This is a genomic window from Cellvibrio sp. KY-GH-1 (genome assembly GCF_008806975.1).
Taxonomy (GTDB): Bacteria; Pseudomonadota; Gammaproteobacteria; order Pseudomonadales; family Cellvibrionaceae; genus Cellvibrio.
In genome coordinates, this window is record NZ_CP031728.1 from 2,795,130 (window position 1) to 2,812,150 (window position 17,021).

Genomic DNA, 17,021 nt, shown 5'->3' on the forward strand with positions numbered 1-17,021 from the left:
GATAACGCAGCAGCCAGTGCTTACCGGTTCTGCTAGTTAGTTGTGTTTGCATCTTTTCACTAACAAGCCGTGCGTTTAAAGTCATTGATTATTGGTGAACCCATGAATCAAGCAACGCTAAAAGACCGCATAAATGATGCCTTAAAGACCGCGATGCGCGCTAAAGAAAAAGAGCGCGTCGCGGTTTTGCGTCTTGTGATGTCTGAATTCAAGAAAATTGAAGTGGATGAGCGCATCGAATTGGATGACGCCCGCGTGCTAGCTGTGCTGGACAAAATGGTCAAACAGCGCCGCGACTCTGAGGCTCAATATCGCAACGCCAATCGCCCCGAGCTCGCCGAACAGGAAGCTTATGAAATTGGCCAGATCCAGGAGTTCTTGCCTGCTGCACTCACAGCGGCCGAATTGGATACGATAGTTGCCAAGGCAATTGCCGATGCTGGTGTTACTGAGGCGCGCGACATGGGCAAAGCCATGGCGCTGATTAAACCCCAAGTGCAAGGCCGCGCCGATATGGGCGACGTGAGCAAACTTCTCAAAGCCAAATTAAGCACCTAGTCGCCTGGGTTGCTAGCTTGGTGCTAGAGTCTGACAACCCCCTCAGGCGATTGTTTCATGGCCGGACTAATCCCCCAGAGTTTTATTGACGATCTGCTCGACCGCCTCGACATAGTCGATGTGGTCGATAGCCGTGTAAAACTCAAAAAAACCGGCAAAAACTACAGCGCCTGCTGCCCCTTCCACGACGAGAAAACCCCCTCTTTCACCGTTAGCCCGGAGAAACAGTTTTTCTATTGTTTTGGCTGTGGTGCGAGCGGCAATGCGCTGGGTTTTATCATGGATTACGAGCGCCTCAGCTTCCCTGAAGCCACCGAGTCACTCGCGCGACTCGCCGGATTGGAAGTGCCGCGCGAAGTCCAAACCGAAGCCCAGCAAAAACGCGAAGAAGAAAAACGCAGCATTTACACCCTACTGGAAAAAGCAGATCTGTTTTACCAGCAACAACTGCGTCATCACCCCAGCAAACACCTGGCTGTAAATTACCTTAAAAATCGCGGACTCGATGGCAAAACCGCCAAAGCTTATGGGGTAGGCTTTGCTCCGCCAGGCTGGGACAACCTGCTTAAATCTCTCGCACAAAACGATGATGACAAGCACCTTCTAATCGAAGGTGGCATGCTGATCCATCAGGAACAAGAAAAGAAACTCTACGACCGCTTCCGCCATCGCATTATGTTCCCCATACGCGATACGCGCGGACGAGTGATTGGCTTCGGCGGACGCGTTTTAGGGGACGACAAACCCAAATACCTCAACTCACCTGAAACCCCGGTATTCCACAAAGGCCAGGAGCTTTATGGACTCTATGAAGCGCGCCTTGCCTACCGCGAATTACCGCGCCTGCTGGTCGTTGAAGGCTATATGGATGTGGTTAGCCTCGCGCAATTTGGGATACATTACGGCGTTGCCACGCTCGGCACAGCCTGTGGACCAGACCACCTCGACCGCGCCTTTAAATACACCAATGAAGTGGTGTTTTGTTTTGATGGCGATAAAGCCGGTCGCAGCGCCGCCCATCGCGCACTGGAAGCTTCAATAGAATGCATGACGGATGGCCGAACAGTGAAATTTCTGTTCCTACCTGAAAATGAAGACCCGGACACATTGGTGCGCCAAATCGGCCCCGAAAAATTTGAGCGCATGATCGAACTGGCGGTCCCTTTTGAGGATTACTTATTTGATGCTGTTGCAGACGGCTTGAATATTCGAACCATGGAAGGCCGCGCCACCTTCAGCAAACGCGCAGCCCCGCTACTGGATCGCTTACCCAAAGGCGTTTTTCGCGAACTCATGTTTGAAAGTCTGGCAACGCGCACAGGATTGAGCCGTAATGTATTGCAAGACCTGGTGCTAGAGCAGCACACCAAAGAAGCCCAGCCCCAACCCTTGCAAACCAAAACCTCAGCAGAGGAAAAAGCCCCCCAGGTTGCTTTGCCGCGACAAGCAGATAGCTGGTGGGACCATCAAGCGCAGGGACACCAGCAAAATCCTTACGACACGGGTATGCATCCGGGCGATTACGGTGATTTCCCCGCGGAACTGCCACCACCGGAATACGAAAACTTTTACGCCCATCACCGTACAACATCCAAGCCTTTGGATGCAGCAATACCTCCATTGGATCGAAAACGACACATCAATACACCATTCAAACTAGCCCTAGCGTTGCTGCTCAAACACCCCTATCTGGCCAACCTAGAGCCGGACCACACGTATTGGCTGTCGCAAGATGATGAGAATTCGAGACTACTTGGGGATATCCTAAAAACTATCCACGAAAGACCACACTACAACACGGATGGACAAATAATGTTTCATTGGGCAGGCCTTTATGGGTCAGAACAGGCGAAGTTACTTGCATTGATGGCGGATCACCCCCTTTTGGATGATCTAGCAAGTAAAAAGGAAAAGATCATGTATGACGCCCAGATAGAATTTCAAAAAGCAATCGCAGGACTAAAAAAGCAAGATATTCAAAAAAGCTCATCCACCGCACTGGAAAAACTAAAGAGCACCAACTTTACTCAACTATCCAAAGAAGAGCGAGAGCAACTCGTACGCGCAGCTCTCGCGACTAAACTACAACCTTAACCCAGCAAATCGATCAAAAGCTGCGCAACTTTCACGACAAGTAACGAGAGTTTTCAGTGTCGCCGCGCGACTGCCTAGAATCCACTCAAACAAGTGGAGTATAATTTCGGGCTTTGCATTTCACTCACCAGGTTTTATAGGGTCTCGAATGTCTGACGACGTCCAACAACAACAGTCTCGTATCAAAGAATTGATCGCCCGCGGTAAAGAGCAGGGTTACCTTACCTATGCCGAAGTCAACGATCACCTGCCAGAAGACATTTCCGATCCGGATCAGGTCGAAGACATCATCCAGATGATCAACGACATGGGTATTCGCGTGTACGAAACTGCGCCCGACGCAGACACCCTGTTAATGACTGATGGCGACTCCGCAGCCGATGAAATCGCCGCTGCTGAGGCCGCTGCTGCACTGGTAGCCGTGGAAACCGAAACCGGCCGTACTACAGACCCGGTGCGGATGTACATGCGCGAAATGGGTACAGTTGAACTACTCACCCGTGAAGGCGAAATTGTTATTGCCAAACGCATTGAAGAGGGTGTGCGCGAATTAATGCATGCCCTCGCCTACTGGCCGGGCGCGGTTCAGCAGGTACTTGATGAGTACGCGCTCGTTGCCAAAGAAGAGCGTCGCCTGGCTGACGTGGTTATCGGCTGGCTCGACCCGATTGAAGATATTCCCTCCGCCCTCGCCGAAGAAGTCGAAGAACTTCCTGTTGCCACTACCGGCGGCGCTGCGAAACCGGCTTCTGATGACGAAGAAGACGAAGAAGGCGGAAGTGATGACGAAGAAGAAGCGGTTGCGGGTGTAGATCCAGAAGAGGCGCGCGTTCGTTTCGAAGAATTGCAAAAGCAATATGACAAAACCGTTAAGGCACTTGCCAAGAACGGCTACGGCAGCAAGCAAGCGGAAAAAGAACTGACCACCCTTGGTGACTTGTTCAAATTCTTCAAGTTGCCCGCACGTCAATTCGATCCGATCTATAGCAAAGCACGCGAAACGCTTGATCACATTCGCAAGCAAGAGCGCCACATCATGGACTTGTGTACTCGCAAAGCCCAGATGCAGCGCAAAACCTTTATCAAAGCCTTCCCTGGTAATGAAACCAATGAAGAGTGGCTGCCTGAAATTCTGAAAGGAAAAGTAGAAAGCCCGGAAAAACTTGAGCGAGTGTTGCCCGACGTAAAAACTGCTCAGCAACAACTTGCACAGATCGAAACAGAAAGTGGCTTGAGCCTCGCTGCGATCAAAGACATCAACCGTCGCATGTCAATTGGTGAAGCACGCGCACGTCGTGCGAAAAAAGAAATGGTGGAAGCGAACTTGCGCTTGGTGATTTCTATCGCCAAAAAATACACCAACCGCGGCCTGCAATTCCTCGATTTGATTCAGGAAGGCAACATCGGTTTGATGAAAGCAGTGGATAAATTTGAATACCGCCGCGGCTACAAATTTTCTACCTACGCTACCTGGTGGATTCGTCAGGCAATCACCCGTTCGATTGCAGACCAGGCACGCACCATCCGTATTCCAGTACACATGATTGAAACCATCAACAAACTCAATCGCGTATCGCGTCAAATGCTGCAGGAAATGGGTCGTGAGCCTACGCCAGAAGAATTGGGCGAGCGCATGGATATGCCGGAAGACAAGGTTCGCAAGGTACTGAAAATTGCCAAAGAACCTATCTCCATGGAAACTCCAATCGGCGATGACGAAGATTCGCATCTGGGGGACTTTATCGAAGACACCACCATTATTTCTCCGGTGGAGTCGGCGACTATGGAAGGTCTGATGGAAGCGACTCGCGAAGTGCTGGCTGGCCTCACCGCACGTGAAGCGAAAGTACTGCGTATGCGTTTCGGTATCGATATGCACACCGACCACACCTTGGAAGAAGTGGGCAAGCAGTTCGATGTAACCCGTGAACGTATCCGTCAGATCGAAGCCAAAGCGTTGCGCAAATTGCGCCACCCATCGCGCTCTGATCACCTGCGCAGCTTCCTGGATGATTAATTGATCGCCATTCCTAAAACCCGCTTCGGCGGGTTTTATTTTTTGCACGCCAGCAAAATCCCCGCTCAGCCCGCAATTAGCACCGTCAATAATTCCTCTCGGCGAAACCTGCACTTCTCCTTTTTGCAATAAAGCTTCAACTTTCTGCGCCCATCAAACATTCCTGTATTCCAATCAAGCCATTTACTGTTCCCTCGGCCAATATCCGCGCGAACTTTGAAGTTAGTGGTTCAAACAATAACGACTGCACATCCCCACTTAAGCAATGAAGGAGTCACCCATGTTTAATAAAAATAATGCACCCGGAAAATTACTCTTCCCGATTTTGTTATCAATGGCGGCAAATCAAGCCTCAGCCGCTCCCGATCCAAATTTTCATATTTACTTGATGTTTGGCCAGTCCAATATGGAAGGTGCGGCGCCCATCGAGACGCAGGACCGCGTCACCAATCCCCGCGTAAAAGTCATGGCGGATTTGAATTGCGGCAATTTAGGTCGTACCTATGGCAACTGGTATGTGGCATCACCGCCACTTAATCGATGCTATAGCGGGCTGGGTCCCGGCGATTATTTTGGCAAAACCATGGCCGATGGAATGCCGAGTTCGGTCACCATTGGATTGGTTCCCGCCGCTGTCTCCGGAACCCCGATAGAGCTATACCAAAAATCCGCGCCTATTGGCCGAAATAATCAGAACCTACCCACGCAGTTTAACGGTGGCTATGCCTGGTTACTCGATATGGCCAAAAAAGCCCAACAAGCAGGTGTCATTAAAGGCATTATTTTTCATCAAGGGGAAAGCGATACCAGCGACCCGAATTGGAAATACCAAGTCAAAGAGATCGTCACTGATTTGCGCAAAGATCTTGGTATTGGCGACGTGCCTTTTCTCGCTGGCGAATTACTCTACGCAGACTATGGCTCCTGCTGTCATTGGCACAATGCCGAAGTTAGAAAGCTACCAGGGTTAATCAACAATGCCCACGTTGTTTCGGCATTGGGCCTGCCCGGCATGGATGTGTATCACTTCACTACTGCCTCCTATCGCGAATTTGGCCGACGCTATGCGCAAATCATGCTCGACAAAATAGATAGAAACAGTGTGGTCAGCTCTGTCTCATTCAGCAGCGCACCAAGCACATCCTCCAGCTCGTCCAAAAGTTCAAGTATTTCCGTTTCGTCACGCACCTCAAGCAGTGCAACAACATCCAGGAGCGCCTCAAGCTCATCCAAAGCAGCCAGCAATGGAAAATGTGCCTACACAGTCACCAATGATTGGGGCAGCGGATTTACCGCGTCGATAAAAATCACCAACACCGGCGCAACAGCAATTAATGGCTGGAGCGTGAGCTGGAACTACACCAATGCGACGCGGGTAACCAACATCTGGAATAGCGTGATGAGCGGCAGCAACCCATACAGCGCCACACATATGGACTGGAATAGAACGATTCAACCCGGGCAATCCGTTGAGTTCGGCTTCCAAGGCACCAAACCAAATGGAACTGCTGTTGTACCCGCGGTAACCGGTACTGTGTGCAATTAGGAGCGAAGACCTACAATCGCGTAAACGCAAAAAAAAACCGCCAATCGGCGGTTTTTTTATCTCATGCTGATAAAAATCAGAAAAAATTAACCCTAGCCACACCGAACACAACTCACTATAATGCCGCCCACTGCGATTCAGCAGTTTCCCTTGGGGCCTATAGCTCAGTTGGTTAGAGCATCCGACTCATAATCGGCAGGTCGCTGGTTCAAGTCCAGCTGGGCCCACCATTTAAAATTCCTACAATTTTTTAACACCGCCCAACTTACACACTACTTTCGCGTACAACAGATTGCCTGGCTCAAGCTCAGTCGATTCGGTTAGCCCTTCATTACATACATATCTCAGCAACACGATGGACCCGCGATTGCAAGGCTGTTTTGCCGTACCCAAAATTACACAAGTGGCGGGGGATTTATTGCGATCCCCCCACTTAAATCAAATTGTATAGATCCCCTGGCTGCGCAAATAATCTTCGTAGTTACCGTGAAAGTCTATCAATCCGGTGGGCTGCATATCGATAATGCGCGTGGCCAGAGAGGATACAAATTCGCGATCATGACTGACAAAAATCAATGTGCCGGGATAATTTTCCAGCGCGAGGTTTAATGCCTCAATCGATTCCATATCCAAATGGTTGGTGGGCTCATCCATTAACAATACGTTGGGATTGACCAGGCTGAGCTTGCCAAACAGCATGCGGCCTTTTTCACCACCGGATAATACTTTTACTTTTTTCTTCACTTCATCGTTGGAAAAAAGCATTCGCCCTAAAGCACCGCGCACTAATTGCTCATCACCTTTAGTCCACTGTTTCATCCAGTCGAATAGATTCACATCATCGACAAAATCAGCGGCGTGATCCTGCGCGAAGTAACCGATCTCTGCTTGCTCAGCCCATTTCACGGTACCGCTATCGGGTTGCAAATCACCGTACAAACAACGCAACAAGGTTGTTTTACCGGCGCCGTTAGGGCCAATGATCGCGATGCGCTCGCCCGCTTCAATTTGCAAACTTAAATCGCTAAATAATGGGCGATCAAAACCCTTGGCGACCTGATCCAGAGTAACTGCCTGACGGTGCAGCTTTTTATTCTGTACAAATTTAATATAGGGGCTGACACGGCTTGAAGGTTTAACATCATCCAGTTGGATTTTGTCGATTTGTTTTGCGCGCGAGGTCGCTTGCTTGGCCTTGGAGGCGTTGGCAGAAAAGCGACTAACGAAAGCTTGCAGCTCGGCAATTTGTGCTTTCTTCTTCGCGTTTTCGTTTAATAATTTTTCACGCGCTTGCGTGGACGCCATCATATAGTCGTCGTAGTTTCCGGGATAAACGCGCAGCTCACCGTAATCCAAATCCGCCATGTGCGTGCACACCGCATTTAAAAAGTGACGGTCGTGCGAAATAATTATGATAGTGCTGTTGCGCTCAACTAAAATATTTTCCAACCAACGGATCGTATTGATATCCAGGTTGTTGGTCGGTTCGTCCAGCAATAACACATCCGGATCAGAAAACAATGCCTGCGCGAGCAACACACGCAATTTCCAACCCGGTGCAACGGCGCTCATAGGGCCAAAATGTTGCTCGATAGGAATATCCAGCCCCAGCAATAATTCACCCGCACGGGATTCAGCGGTGTAACCATCCATTTCTGCGAAGGCTACTTCCAACTCAGCCACGCGCATACCATCTTCTTCGCTCATTTCCGGCAGGGAATAAATGCGATCACGCTCGGATTTCACTGCCCACAATTCGGTGTGTCCCATGATGACCGTGTCTACCACCGAAAATTCTTCGTAGGCAAATTGATCCTGTTTTAACTTACCCAAGCGCGTGTTGGGTTCAAGCATGACCTGCCCGGCGGACGGTTCCAGATCGCTGCCAAGGATCTTCATGAAGGTGGATTTACCACAGCCATTTGCTCCGATCAGGCCGTAGCGATTGCCGTTGTTAAATTTGACGGAGACATTTTCAAACAGGGGTTTTGCACCAAACTGCATAGTGATATTAGCGGTGGAGATCACGGGTAAATTCTCTGGACTGTACGACTAAGAAGGAAAATATAGGGTTGGATCACTGAACGGCGCGCATTTTAGCCTAGTTGGGCGCACAACAGGGATTTTTATTGGTCATAAAAAAGCCCGCAAAAAGCGGGCTTTCCAGGTAAATGCAAGGCCGGATCAGGGCAACTTGAATACCACTTTCACGCTGGCGTCCACCGCACTGGCATCCACGTAGCCGATGGCGTTGGGGTTGGCAGCGACCTGGGCTTTTACCGCCGCATCGTCACCAACATCCTTCGGTGGTGTACCTTTACCGGTAAATACCAACTGTGACCAATAGGCTTTGTATTGGCTTGCATTTTTCTTGCACACAGCGTCGTTAAACTTTTCACGCGCGGCTGAACCTTCGTTTTGATTCACAGGCACCGCTTGGCTACCACCGGGGAAGCTTTTGCTTTTGCCGAGGAAAATACGTGAAATATCGTCTTCCGTAAGCGAACTAAAACCCGCTGATGGATGAACAATTACCGCTACTTCAGCCATAGAAAGACAAGACAAGCCCAAAGCTACCGCTGCAGCCAATGATTTCATGATAATTTTCATTTGTGCAGCTCCTTTAGAATACAGCTTGTAAGGCAACGGAATAGACTTTCTGCTCGCCTTTCACATCATCTACGTCGTCATATTGGAATTTAAGCGCTGTACCTGACGTAACATCCCAGCGAGTACCAAAGCTGATCACTTCGCGATCTACATCACGCGCAGCAGCAATCGCATCCAACGTGCCAATCAGTACCGCAGTTTGTGCGCTGGCAGGAATTCCGGCAGAGAGTTCGGCAATTTCATCATCCGCTTGCGAGCCGGTAACATGGAACAGGAAGTCACCAAAGCGCAAACCCACCATCACATAATCGCGAATGTTTTTTGCCAGCATAGTTTCTTTCACTTCAAATTCCACATGCTCGGCGGCAGCGACAAACATACCGGTATCGATGTTAAGACCAACTTGTGCGAAGGTGCCTTTGTCATCATCAATGGCGATGCGTGGGATTAAATTGGCGAACGGAGTGGTTTGCAAGCTCGCTACAAATCCATTGAGGGTCGGATTAAATACATCAACCGTTAAATCAGCCTGATGATAGGCTGCGCGGAAGTTCCACCAGTCTTTACCAAAAGTTGCAGCAACACCCATTTGGTTGCGCAAGCTGGCAAACCCCTGAGTGCCATCCTCGAAAGAGAAGTCGGATTCAAAACTACCGAAATACGCTTGAATACTGGTATCAAAACTACCCAGTGCCGCCGTCAGGTAATAGTCCACACCATCCACGTTGTTAAATGGCAAGTAATATACTTCATTCGGCGCACTGATCCAGGGGTAGGAATATCCTACGTCGAGATAATCGGAATACATGTACAAGGGAGTACGCAAACGACCCGCGCGTACTTTACCGTTGTCCGATGCCTGCCAGGACAAATACGCCCACTCGGCATCGACTTCGTAATCATTTTCACTGCGTGCAATTAGCTGCGCTGTCGCACTGACTCTTTCGCTTACCTGGCCGGTCACTTGCAAACCAAGCAAGTTGCGATCAAACGTCAGGTCTTCTTCACTGTACCCGTCATAGGGGACACTGGTTTCATCATCGACCATACCGCCGCCAACCGATAAAAATCCGGATACGTTGACGTCAGATGCCAACGCCCAAGGCGCGAGCATCATGCTTGCAACAGCCAGAGCAAGGCTGCGCTTTTTGTGTGTGTTTTTAATTAACATCATCGAATAGCTTCTCCTGAAGTTCGCTATGCTTTTGGATTAAACACCCTGCGCAACCAACGAAAAATTAGATGCTCTCCCTCTTGAAGAAAATCTGGTGTTGGTTGCTATCCAGCGGGCGATGTGTTTTCTATTTGAAACATTAATCGCCACGCAGAATTTGTTTCGCTGTTTTTTTACAACAGCAATTGCCGATTGAAAATACTTCCTACTGGCCCGCCGCGCGGTGCATTTCTTCCAATAATTTTTTGGCTTTGGCGTTGCCCTGAGCAACTGCCTTGGACACCCAATCTTCTGCCAGTGCCTGGTTTTTGGTGGCGCCTTTTCCAGTGAAATACATATAGCCCACAATTAATTGCGCTTCGTCGTAGCCTTGTTGAGCGGCTTTTAAATACCAATCAAAGGCAGACTTTGGATTTTTAGCCACTCCCATCCCCTGGTCGAGCATATAGCCCAGCATATACTGGGCATTTCTATTGCCCGCCTGAGCGGCTTGCTGGAAAAGCGAGAAGGCGCGCGGATAATCTTGCGTTATTGCCTGACCATCCATATACAAATAAGCCAGTGTGTACTGCGCATCAACCTGACTGGCAGCCGCGGCTTGCTGATACCACTTGAGCGCCTGCTCGATATTTTTTTCGACACCATCCCCCTGATACAACAAATTGGCGAGCTGGTATTGGGCCTGCGAGTTGCCTTGCGCCGCTGCTTTTTCCAACCATTGCGCCGCACGTGCAGAATCTTTTTCGACTTTTCCACCGGCAATATACAATTGCCCCACTTCCATCTGCGCTGCTTCATCACCCTGCTCAGCTGCAGCTTCCAATAATTCAACGGCTTCTTCCAAATCGGCGTCCACACCCTCGCCGATCAAATACATTTTGCCCATTTCACGGTTGGCAGGCGCATAGCCCTGACTGGCAGCTTTTTTAAACCAGCCCAACGCGCGACCGGCGTCGGCGGGCATTCCATAACCATTTTTTTGCATAATACCGAGATAAAAACGTGCCTCAGCATTACCGACTGATGCGAGTGTTTTAAACTCGGCCAAAGCCTGACTGTAATTTTGTTTCTCTAACGCTTCGATACCATCATTCAAGGTGGCAAAAGCAGACAGACTGAATAGGTAACAGCCAAACGCGAAAAACCATTTCATTGCGATACTTCCATAAAACCAGTGTTAGATTTAGCGTGGCAAAACCATTGAGCCCCAGCGGCGAACACGCACAGAGCATCAAGCGTAGGGACCAACAGGGAATAATTATTATTAGGGAGGGAACCAGCACCTGGGACCATGAAAAATTGGTGCATAGTTTTGTCATACTTATTCATAAATAATGCCATTGCAGCCCATTTTTTGCTAATTTCGATGCCAAAAACATGAAGCACTGCACAATTTTAGCCATTTTTCCGGAGAGGGCTGATTAATCGATTTGCGGATACATGGAGCCTGCCATGGCAGGCTCCGGTACCCATTAGGGGATTTTGTAAACGACTTTTACCGACGCATCTACCGTGCCGCTATCGACATAACCAATCATGTTGGGATTGGAGGCTATCAACGCTTTTACCTCGGCATCATTACCACCATCTTTTGGTGGTGTTCCCTTGCCGGTGAACACCAGCTGTGACCAATAGGCTTTGTACTGACTGGCATTTTTCTTACACACAGTTTCATTGAACTTGTCGCGTGCCGTTGAACCTTCATTTTGATTAATAGGAACCGCCTGCGCACCGCCGGGGAAGCTTTTGGCTTTACCGAGGAACAAACGCGCAACATCGTCCTCGGTTAGGGAATCTACACTTAACGACGGATGTACGATAACCGCCACTTCTGCCGTCGCAGCGTTTACCACCAAAGCAAGGACGAGCGGTGCAAACATACTGAATAATGTTTTCATAATGTCACCTCCGCTTAGAAAACAGTTTGCAAGGCAACTGAGTAGACTTTTTGATCGCCATCAAGATCATCCACGTCATCAAACTGGAATTTAATGGCAGTCCCCGTTGTGACATCCCAGCGAGTACCAAACGACAGGACATCGCGCTCATTCACTTGTGACTCTGCAATGGCTTTCAAGGTACCAATCAGCACATTCGTGCTGCCCACCACCGGCAAGGGTTGATTAGCGGGAATACCCGATTCCGGATGGGTTGCCTCATCTTTGGCTTTAGCGGCAGTAACATGGAATAGCCAATCACCTGCACGCACCCCAACCATTACATATTCACGAATGTTTTTAGAAAGTACCGCATCGCCAGGATCAAACTCCACATGTTCGGCCGCTGCAACAAAACGCCCTGTATCGATATTAATTCCGACCTCGGCAAAGGAGGCATCATCTTCTTCAACAAGCAAACGATCCGCGTTAGCCCCGAAGCCCAACGCGGATAAAGTGTTAGCAAAGCCGCCCAAAGTGGTTGTCGGACTAATCGGTGTGCCAGTCACATCTACGGTTAGATCCGCCTGATGATAAGCGGCACGCAAAGTCCACCAATCTTTACCAACAGTTCCGGATACTCCCATTTGGTTGCGCGTTTGCGCATCAGCTCGAGCTCCATTTAAAACAAGGTCATCAGTAAAGCTACCGAAATAAGCCTGCAAGCTGGTATCGAAAATACCGAGAGTGCCCGTGAAATAGACGTCCACGCCATCGACGTTATTGAACGGCAGGTAATACACTTCTTGCGGAGGAGTAATCCAGGCGTAGGAATAACCTACATCGAGAAAATCCGAATACATATAAAACGGGGTGCGCAACCGGCCCGCGCGAACCTTTATGGCATCCGATGCCTGCCAGGTTAAATAGGCCCATTCAGAATTAACCTGGTAATCGTCGCCGCTGCGTGCAATTAATTGCGCAGTGGCGGTAACTTTTTCGCTTACTTGCCCGCTCACTTGTAAGCCCAGCAAGTTGCGATCAAAGGTCAGATCTTCCTCGTCATAACCGCCATAGGGGATGCTGTCTTCATCGTCGACCATGCCACCACCCACCGATAAAAAACCGGAGATGGTGACATCACTGGCATTAGCAAAATGCGCCGACATTAACAGTGCAATTGCCCAGGCAAGGTGATTTTTTTTACGATTCAAGCTGATTTTTTTCATTGCGTGACACTCCTCTTGTTGCGCACTCACCTGTGCATTAACTCCCTGAAAAATCCTTCTTGTCCACCAGCCGCCGTGGGCAAGATAAAAACTGACTAGACGCGGAACTGCCGGGCGATTTTGCGCAGTGCTTCGCTGATATCGCCTATGTCGCGGCTCACTTCATCCAACTCATTCGTGCTGGCAGTGACCAACTGGGTGTTGTGATAGATTCCATTTACGTGCTCGGACACATGGGCAAATGTTGCCGATTGTTCTTGCGTGGCCGCTGCAATCTGCTCATTAATGCTGCTGATAGTTTCTACATTATTAAGAATGGAATTGAGTACTTCACCAGATGCTGCGGTAGCTTCTACTCCGCGATTCGCACGCTCCACACTGCCTTGCATGGCCGTAACTGCGCTGGCGGATACCGAACGCAATTCACTGATCACCTTGTGAATTTCTTCAGTCGCCTGACGCGTACGCACAGCAAGGCCGCGCACTTCATCAGCGACCACCGCGAAACCGCGGCCATGTTCACCGGCACGCGCTGCTTCAATCGCCGCATTCAGCGCAAGCAAGTTGGTTTGCTCCGCCACCGTCTGAATAGTATTCAGCAATTGTCCAACGTCGCTGGAAAACTCTTCGAAACGATTTACTACATTCGCGGCACTGCGCACCTCTTCTGCGAGCGTGCTAATAGTTGCGACGTTTGCAGACAAGGTTTCTTTGCCGCGCGCCGCAGCAGAACTTGCATCCTGTGCTTGCGACGATGCATTGCCAGCAAATTCTGCGATCTCATGCACGCTTTTCATTAGCTCTTCGATAGAGGTTCGCATCGCTGATATTGCGCGCGCCTGTTCATTGATTCGCCCGAGATTTTGGCTACTGGAATTGGTCAGGCGTGACGCGACTGTAGCCAACCCGCCAACATCTCCACTGACAGTCGCAAATGAACTGTGAAGTTTTTCTACAAAGGCATTGAAATACTTTACAAGGTAAAGAATTTCATCATGGCCCTTGTAGTGAATTCGTTTTGTCAGATCACCTTCGCCCGAAGACATTTCTTTTAACGACGCTGTAACCTCGTTAATACTGGAAGTGATCGATCGGCCAATGACTGAACTAACGCCAATCAACGCGATAACAACACAGGCTGCAATGATCAAGGCGATGCGCCCGGCGTTTCTGGATGAATCCACCGTTTCGCTAATTGAACGGGTAAACTCTTCGGTGGTTTTTTCTTTCATGGTCGACAGTAATTTGCGCAGCGACTTCAGTTTCTCCGCATTCGTTGCTGCCTCTACGCCCACTTTTTCAAAATCTACACTGCCACCGATAAAACTTTTGGCAATACGAGTCGCGGTGCCGTACCAATCTTGCAATAACACATCAATTTCTTGCACCTGCGGCGCCATATTTTTATTTAATTGCGCCAGTTTTTGCAGATTTTCACGAATTTCCTGATAGTGCTTATCTGCGTGTTCCAGCGCAGCTTCGTCACCCGTTGTTACCGAGCTGTTAATTTGTTGTTCCATTAGCAACAGCGAACCCAAATTGACCGTCGTCAACTCCAACGTGGGATACAAACGCCGCTCGACTTCAGCCAACCGCTTACCATTCGCTCGCTCAACCCACTGGGAGTATCCCTGACTAATTGCAAACCCGAGCAAGGCGATGGTTACCAGCAACATCAATTTTTTTGCAATGGTCAAACGGAGCATCGTTCAAGCCTCAAGTAACAAACAGTTATGCAATAGTCTTATTAGTGCAACAAAGATCGCTCCGACGAAAAATGTAATCCAACGGGAGCGGGTTAAGATTCATTTGGGTATAGCAGCCGCCTATAAAATGCGCAAATACCATAAGAGATATCACGCTAAAACAAGGCGTAGAGTTTGAGAGAGGTTGATTGTTCAGGATAAAAAAAAATCGTTTAATCACTTAAGGTACTTAGCCCTTTCGCGATCAAACGATTTTTTTCACTGGCAATTTACGATTAGATCAGCGCCGACTTACGCAACATCCACAGCACAGGTACCGAAGCAACCAACAGGATTACTCCAGCTGCCAGAGTCACCAGACTGGTACTATCGAACGTCAGTAACCACCCATACACAGGGCGGACAAGATCGCGCCAAGGCAATTGACTCACCACCAACAGCGCGATCAAGGTGACTGGCACAGCGACAATCAATCGCTCCAGCCAGGGGTTAAGGCGATGGTGCGCCGGCAAGCTCGCCATCACTCGCGCACTAAAATCGCCATCCTCTATATAGTCGCTGCTTTGTTGCAGCGTTCGCTTGAGGAAATCATCAAAAGACTGGTCACTCATAACCTACCTCGTTTCTTTGCATGGGTGGCAAGACCGGTTAATCGGGTAACGCATCCTGCCAGGATGCCAACAGGGTTTGGAGTTTCTGTTTGCCGCGATTGATATGGGTTTTTACCGTACCGAGCGGAATTCCCATAATAGTCGCTGCCTCTTCGTGCGAAAAGCCATCTTCAAAGCATAGCCGAATGGCCAGCTGCTGCCCTGCACTCAACGTTTGCATGGCTGCCTCTACATCTTTTTGGGCATGGAATTGTTGCAGGCTGCACTGATCTGCTTCCACCTCCTCGTTCTCATCCAGCTCACACCATTCAATTTTTTTAGCGCGCCAGCGATTGGCAGCAATGTTGAAGGCGATGCGATATAACCAGGTAGAAAACTTGGCTTCCGCGCGAAACGCACCCAGCGCTGCATAGGCCTTCATAAAGGTCTCTTGCGCCAGATCGTCCGCGAGGTGGGTGTCGCCATTACACAGTCGCCGCGCCCAGGTGCGCAGCTGCGACTGGTAACGCAGGACCAGCTGCGCAAAGGCATGCTGATCCTTGCGGCTGACCACCCGCGCAATCAATTCCTGATCGGGAACTGACATGCGGTTTAGTCCTGTTGCCCAGCCTGTGGTTCGGCGCCCGCTTTGGGTTTATTCAGGTACCAGATCAGAATGTGCGATAACCCAAGCCCAATCAAAATAAACCCTACGGCACCTATATCAAAGCCCATCAGGGCGGTGAGGAAAATCAGTAGGCCGATCCCCAGGAAAAGGCTGCGAATCCCTCGACTTAAATCACCGTTATCGCTCGCCGCTCTAGGTTCATCGCCGCGCAATAACTCCACCGGAATATCGCGCCCGGCAGCGAGCAATTTGTCGATATTGGTATTGATATCCTGCTGACGACGCGCCTTATTGCGATAGTGGTGCAACATCAGAAAGCACACTAAAAAAATGGGACCGCCAAAAATAAACGTTATCGCCAAAATCGGGATTAGGATTGCCACGCTCAAGTCTCCTGCATCAAATTCTGCTTCACCAAAGGCTTCTTGCAAGCCTTTATCCAATTCAAGCTGCCAGTTATCGCCGTCGCGCCTATGTTGCTCGTGATCGCGCGCCGCTTGCTCCTGATCTCGCATCTGTTGTTCCATTTCGCGCATGTGCTGCTCGTGTTCCTGTTTCCACCCGCCGGTGTGCTCATCGGATGGGGGCGCCGTTGGGGGCGTATCTGCTACCGGCGCTTGATCTGGTGACTGCGCCTGATTGCCAGGAACCGGTTCGCTAACCGGAACCGGCGCGGCGATTGGCACCGGGTCAGCAAGCGGCGTTTGCACCTCTAACGGCGCTGAGCTGCCAACAGGAACCGGGGTTCCTTCCAACTCTGCGGCCAAGGCGGGCAGATGCATCGCACTGGCCAGGGCAAGCACCCCCAGTCGGCGCGAGCAGTTATTCAATAAGGTCATGGGAAAAGCCTCTTGGAAATATCCGGGCGGATTACTAAAGATTCTGGTAACCAGAATCCAATCTGAATTGCCCCAACTCATAAATTAAGACACAGTCTAGCGAGCGCTGGATTCAGGCGGCAGGAAAATTTTTAGCAGGGGAATACGGGAGAT

Annotated in this window: 14 protein-coding genes and 1 tRNA gene; 5 read left to right on the forward strand and 10 right to left on the reverse strand. The window is 49.8% G+C overall.

The features are described 5' to 3' along the window. The first annotated feature begins 102 nt into the window (after positions 1-102). The 5 genes from D0C16_RS12060 (at position 103) to D0C16_RS12080 (ending at position 6,445) form a co-directional block, all read left to right on the forward strand. Positions 103-558: a GatB/YqeY domain-containing protein gene (locus D0C16_RS12060; protein ID WP_151032604.1), complete on the forward strand. Its 456-nt coding sequence runs from the start codon at positions 103-105 to the stop codon at positions 556-558. Positions 559-615: 57 nt separating this feature from the next. After that, positions 616-2,652, forward strand: coding sequence for a DNA primase (dnaG, locus tag D0C16_RS12065; RefSeq protein WP_151032605.1), 2,037 nt, complete (start codon positions 616-618; stop codon positions 2,650-2,652). A 148-nt stretch (positions 2,653-2,800) separates the two neighbouring features. Then, positions 2,801-4,669: an RNA polymerase sigma factor RpoD gene (rpoD, locus tag D0C16_RS12070; RefSeq protein ID WP_151032606.1), complete on the forward strand. Its 1,869-nt coding sequence runs from the start codon at positions 2,801-2,803 to the stop codon at positions 4,667-4,669. A 280-nt stretch (positions 4,670-4,949) separates the two neighbouring features. Continuing rightward, on the forward strand, positions 4,950-6,215 hold the full coding sequence (locus D0C16_RS12075; RefSeq protein WP_191968701.1) for a sialate O-acetylesterase: 1,266 nt from the start codon (positions 4,950-4,952) through the stop codon (positions 6,213-6,215). A 153-nt stretch (positions 6,216-6,368) separates the two neighbouring features. Further along, a tRNA-Ile gene (locus D0C16_RS12080) sits at positions 6,369-6,445 on the forward strand. 208 nt (positions 6,446-6,653) lie between these two features. On the opposite strand, the gene D0C16_RS12085 is transcribed toward D0C16_RS12080, so the two are convergent. The 10 genes from D0C16_RS12085 to D0C16_RS12130 all read right to left on the reverse strand — a co-directional run bounded on the left by D0C16_RS12085 (position 6,654) and on the right by D0C16_RS12130 (position 16,868). Beyond that, positions 6,654-8,243, reverse strand: a complete 1,590-nt coding sequence (locus D0C16_RS12085; protein ID WP_151032608.1) for an ABC-F family ATPase — start codon at positions 8,241-8,243, stop codon at positions 6,654-6,656. 156 nt (positions 8,244-8,399) lie between these two features. After that, entirely contained in the window at positions 8,400-8,825 is a 426-nt protein-coding gene (locus tag D0C16_RS12090) for a phosphate ABC transporter substrate-binding protein (protein WP_151032609.1), read from the reverse strand. Positions 8,826-8,838: 13 nt separating this feature from the next. Next, a complete protein-coding gene (locus tag D0C16_RS12095; RefSeq protein WP_151032610.1) occupies positions 8,839-9,999 on the reverse strand; it encodes a porin in 1,161 nt (386 codons plus the stop codon). 205 nt (positions 10,000-10,204) lie between these two features. Further along, on the reverse strand, positions 10,205-11,152 hold the full coding sequence (locus D0C16_RS12100; protein ID WP_151032611.1) for a tetratricopeptide repeat protein: 948 nt from the start codon (positions 11,150-11,152) through the stop codon (positions 10,205-10,207). 319 nt (positions 11,153-11,471) lie between these two features. Beyond that, positions 11,472-11,897 carry a phosphate ABC transporter substrate-binding protein gene (locus tag D0C16_RS12105; protein ID WP_225319006.1) on the reverse strand — a complete coding sequence of 142 codons (426 nt, stop codon included), beginning with the start codon at positions 11,895-11,897 and terminating at the stop codon, positions 11,472-11,474. 14 nt (positions 11,898-11,911) lie between these two features. Then, positions 11,912-13,105: a porin gene (locus D0C16_RS12110; protein WP_151032612.1), complete on the reverse strand. Its 1,194-nt coding sequence runs from the start codon at positions 13,103-13,105 to the stop codon at positions 11,912-11,914. A 95-nt stretch (positions 13,106-13,200) separates the two neighbouring features. Continuing rightward, positions 13,201-14,811: a methyl-accepting chemotaxis protein gene (locus D0C16_RS12115; protein ID WP_151032613.1), complete on the reverse strand. Its 1,611-nt coding sequence runs from the start codon at positions 14,809-14,811 to the stop codon at positions 13,201-13,203. Positions 14,812-15,086: 275 nt separating this feature from the next. Further along, positions 15,087-15,422, reverse strand: a complete 336-nt coding sequence (locus tag D0C16_RS12120; protein ID WP_151032614.1) for a hypothetical protein — start codon at positions 15,420-15,422, stop codon at positions 15,087-15,089. 37 nt (positions 15,423-15,459) lie between these two features. Beyond that, complete coding sequence (locus D0C16_RS12125; protein WP_151032615.1) at positions 15,460-16,008, reverse strand: RNA polymerase sigma factor; 549 nt, start codon at positions 16,006-16,008, stop codon at positions 15,460-15,462. 5 nt (positions 16,009-16,013) lie between these two features. Continuing rightward, complete coding sequence (locus D0C16_RS12130; protein ID WP_151032616.1) at positions 16,014-16,868, reverse strand: DUF6249 domain-containing protein; 855 nt, start codon at positions 16,866-16,868, stop codon at positions 16,014-16,016. Positions 16,869-17,021 lie beyond the last annotated feature (153 nt).

Coding starts and splice junctions, on each gene's coding strand:
- D0C16_RS12060 (WP_151032604.1), top strand. CDS start 103: ATGAATCAAGCAACGCTAAAAGACCGCATAAATGATGCCTTAAAGACC.
- D0C16_RS12095 (WP_151032610.1), bottom strand. CDS start 9,999: ATGATGTTAATTAAAAACACACACAAAAAGCGCAGCCTTGCTCTGGCT.
- dnaG (WP_151032605.1), top strand. CDS start 616: ATGGCCGGACTAATCCCCCAGAGTTTTATTGACGATCTGCTCGACCGC.
- D0C16_RS12075 (WP_191968701.1), top strand. CDS start 4,950: ATGTTTAATAAAAATAATGCACCCGGAAAATTACTCTTCCCGATTTTG.
- D0C16_RS12100 (WP_151032611.1), bottom strand. CDS start 11,152: ATGAAATGGTTTTTCGCGTTTGGCTGTTACCTATTCAGTCTGTCTGCT.
- rpoD (WP_151032606.1), top strand. CDS start 2,801: ATGTCTGACGACGTCCAACAACAACAGTCTCGTATCAAAGAATTGATC.
- D0C16_RS12125 (WP_151032615.1), bottom strand. CDS start 16,008: ATGTCAGTTCCCGATCAGGAATTGATTGCGCGGGTGGTCAGCCGCAAG.
- D0C16_RS12090 (WP_151032609.1), bottom strand. CDS start 8,825: ATGAAAATTATCATGAAATCATTGGCTGCAGCGGTAGCTTTGGGCTTG.
- D0C16_RS12115 (WP_151032613.1), bottom strand. CDS start 14,811: ATGCTCCGTTTGACCATTGCAAAAAAATTGATGTTGCTGGTAACCATC.
- D0C16_RS12110 (WP_151032612.1), bottom strand. CDS start 13,105: ATGAAAAAAATCAGCTTGAATCGTAAAAAAAATCACCTTGCCTGGGCA.
- D0C16_RS12130 (WP_151032616.1), bottom strand. CDS start 16,868: ATGACCTTATTGAATAACTGCTCGCGCCGACTGGGGGTGCTTGCCCTG.
- D0C16_RS12120 (WP_151032614.1), bottom strand. CDS start 15,422: ATGAGTGACCAGTCTTTTGATGATTTCCTCAAGCGAACGCTGCAACAA.
- D0C16_RS12105 (WP_225319006.1), bottom strand. CDS start 11,897: ATGAAAACATTATTCAGTATGTTTGCACCGCTCGTCCTTGCTTTGGTG.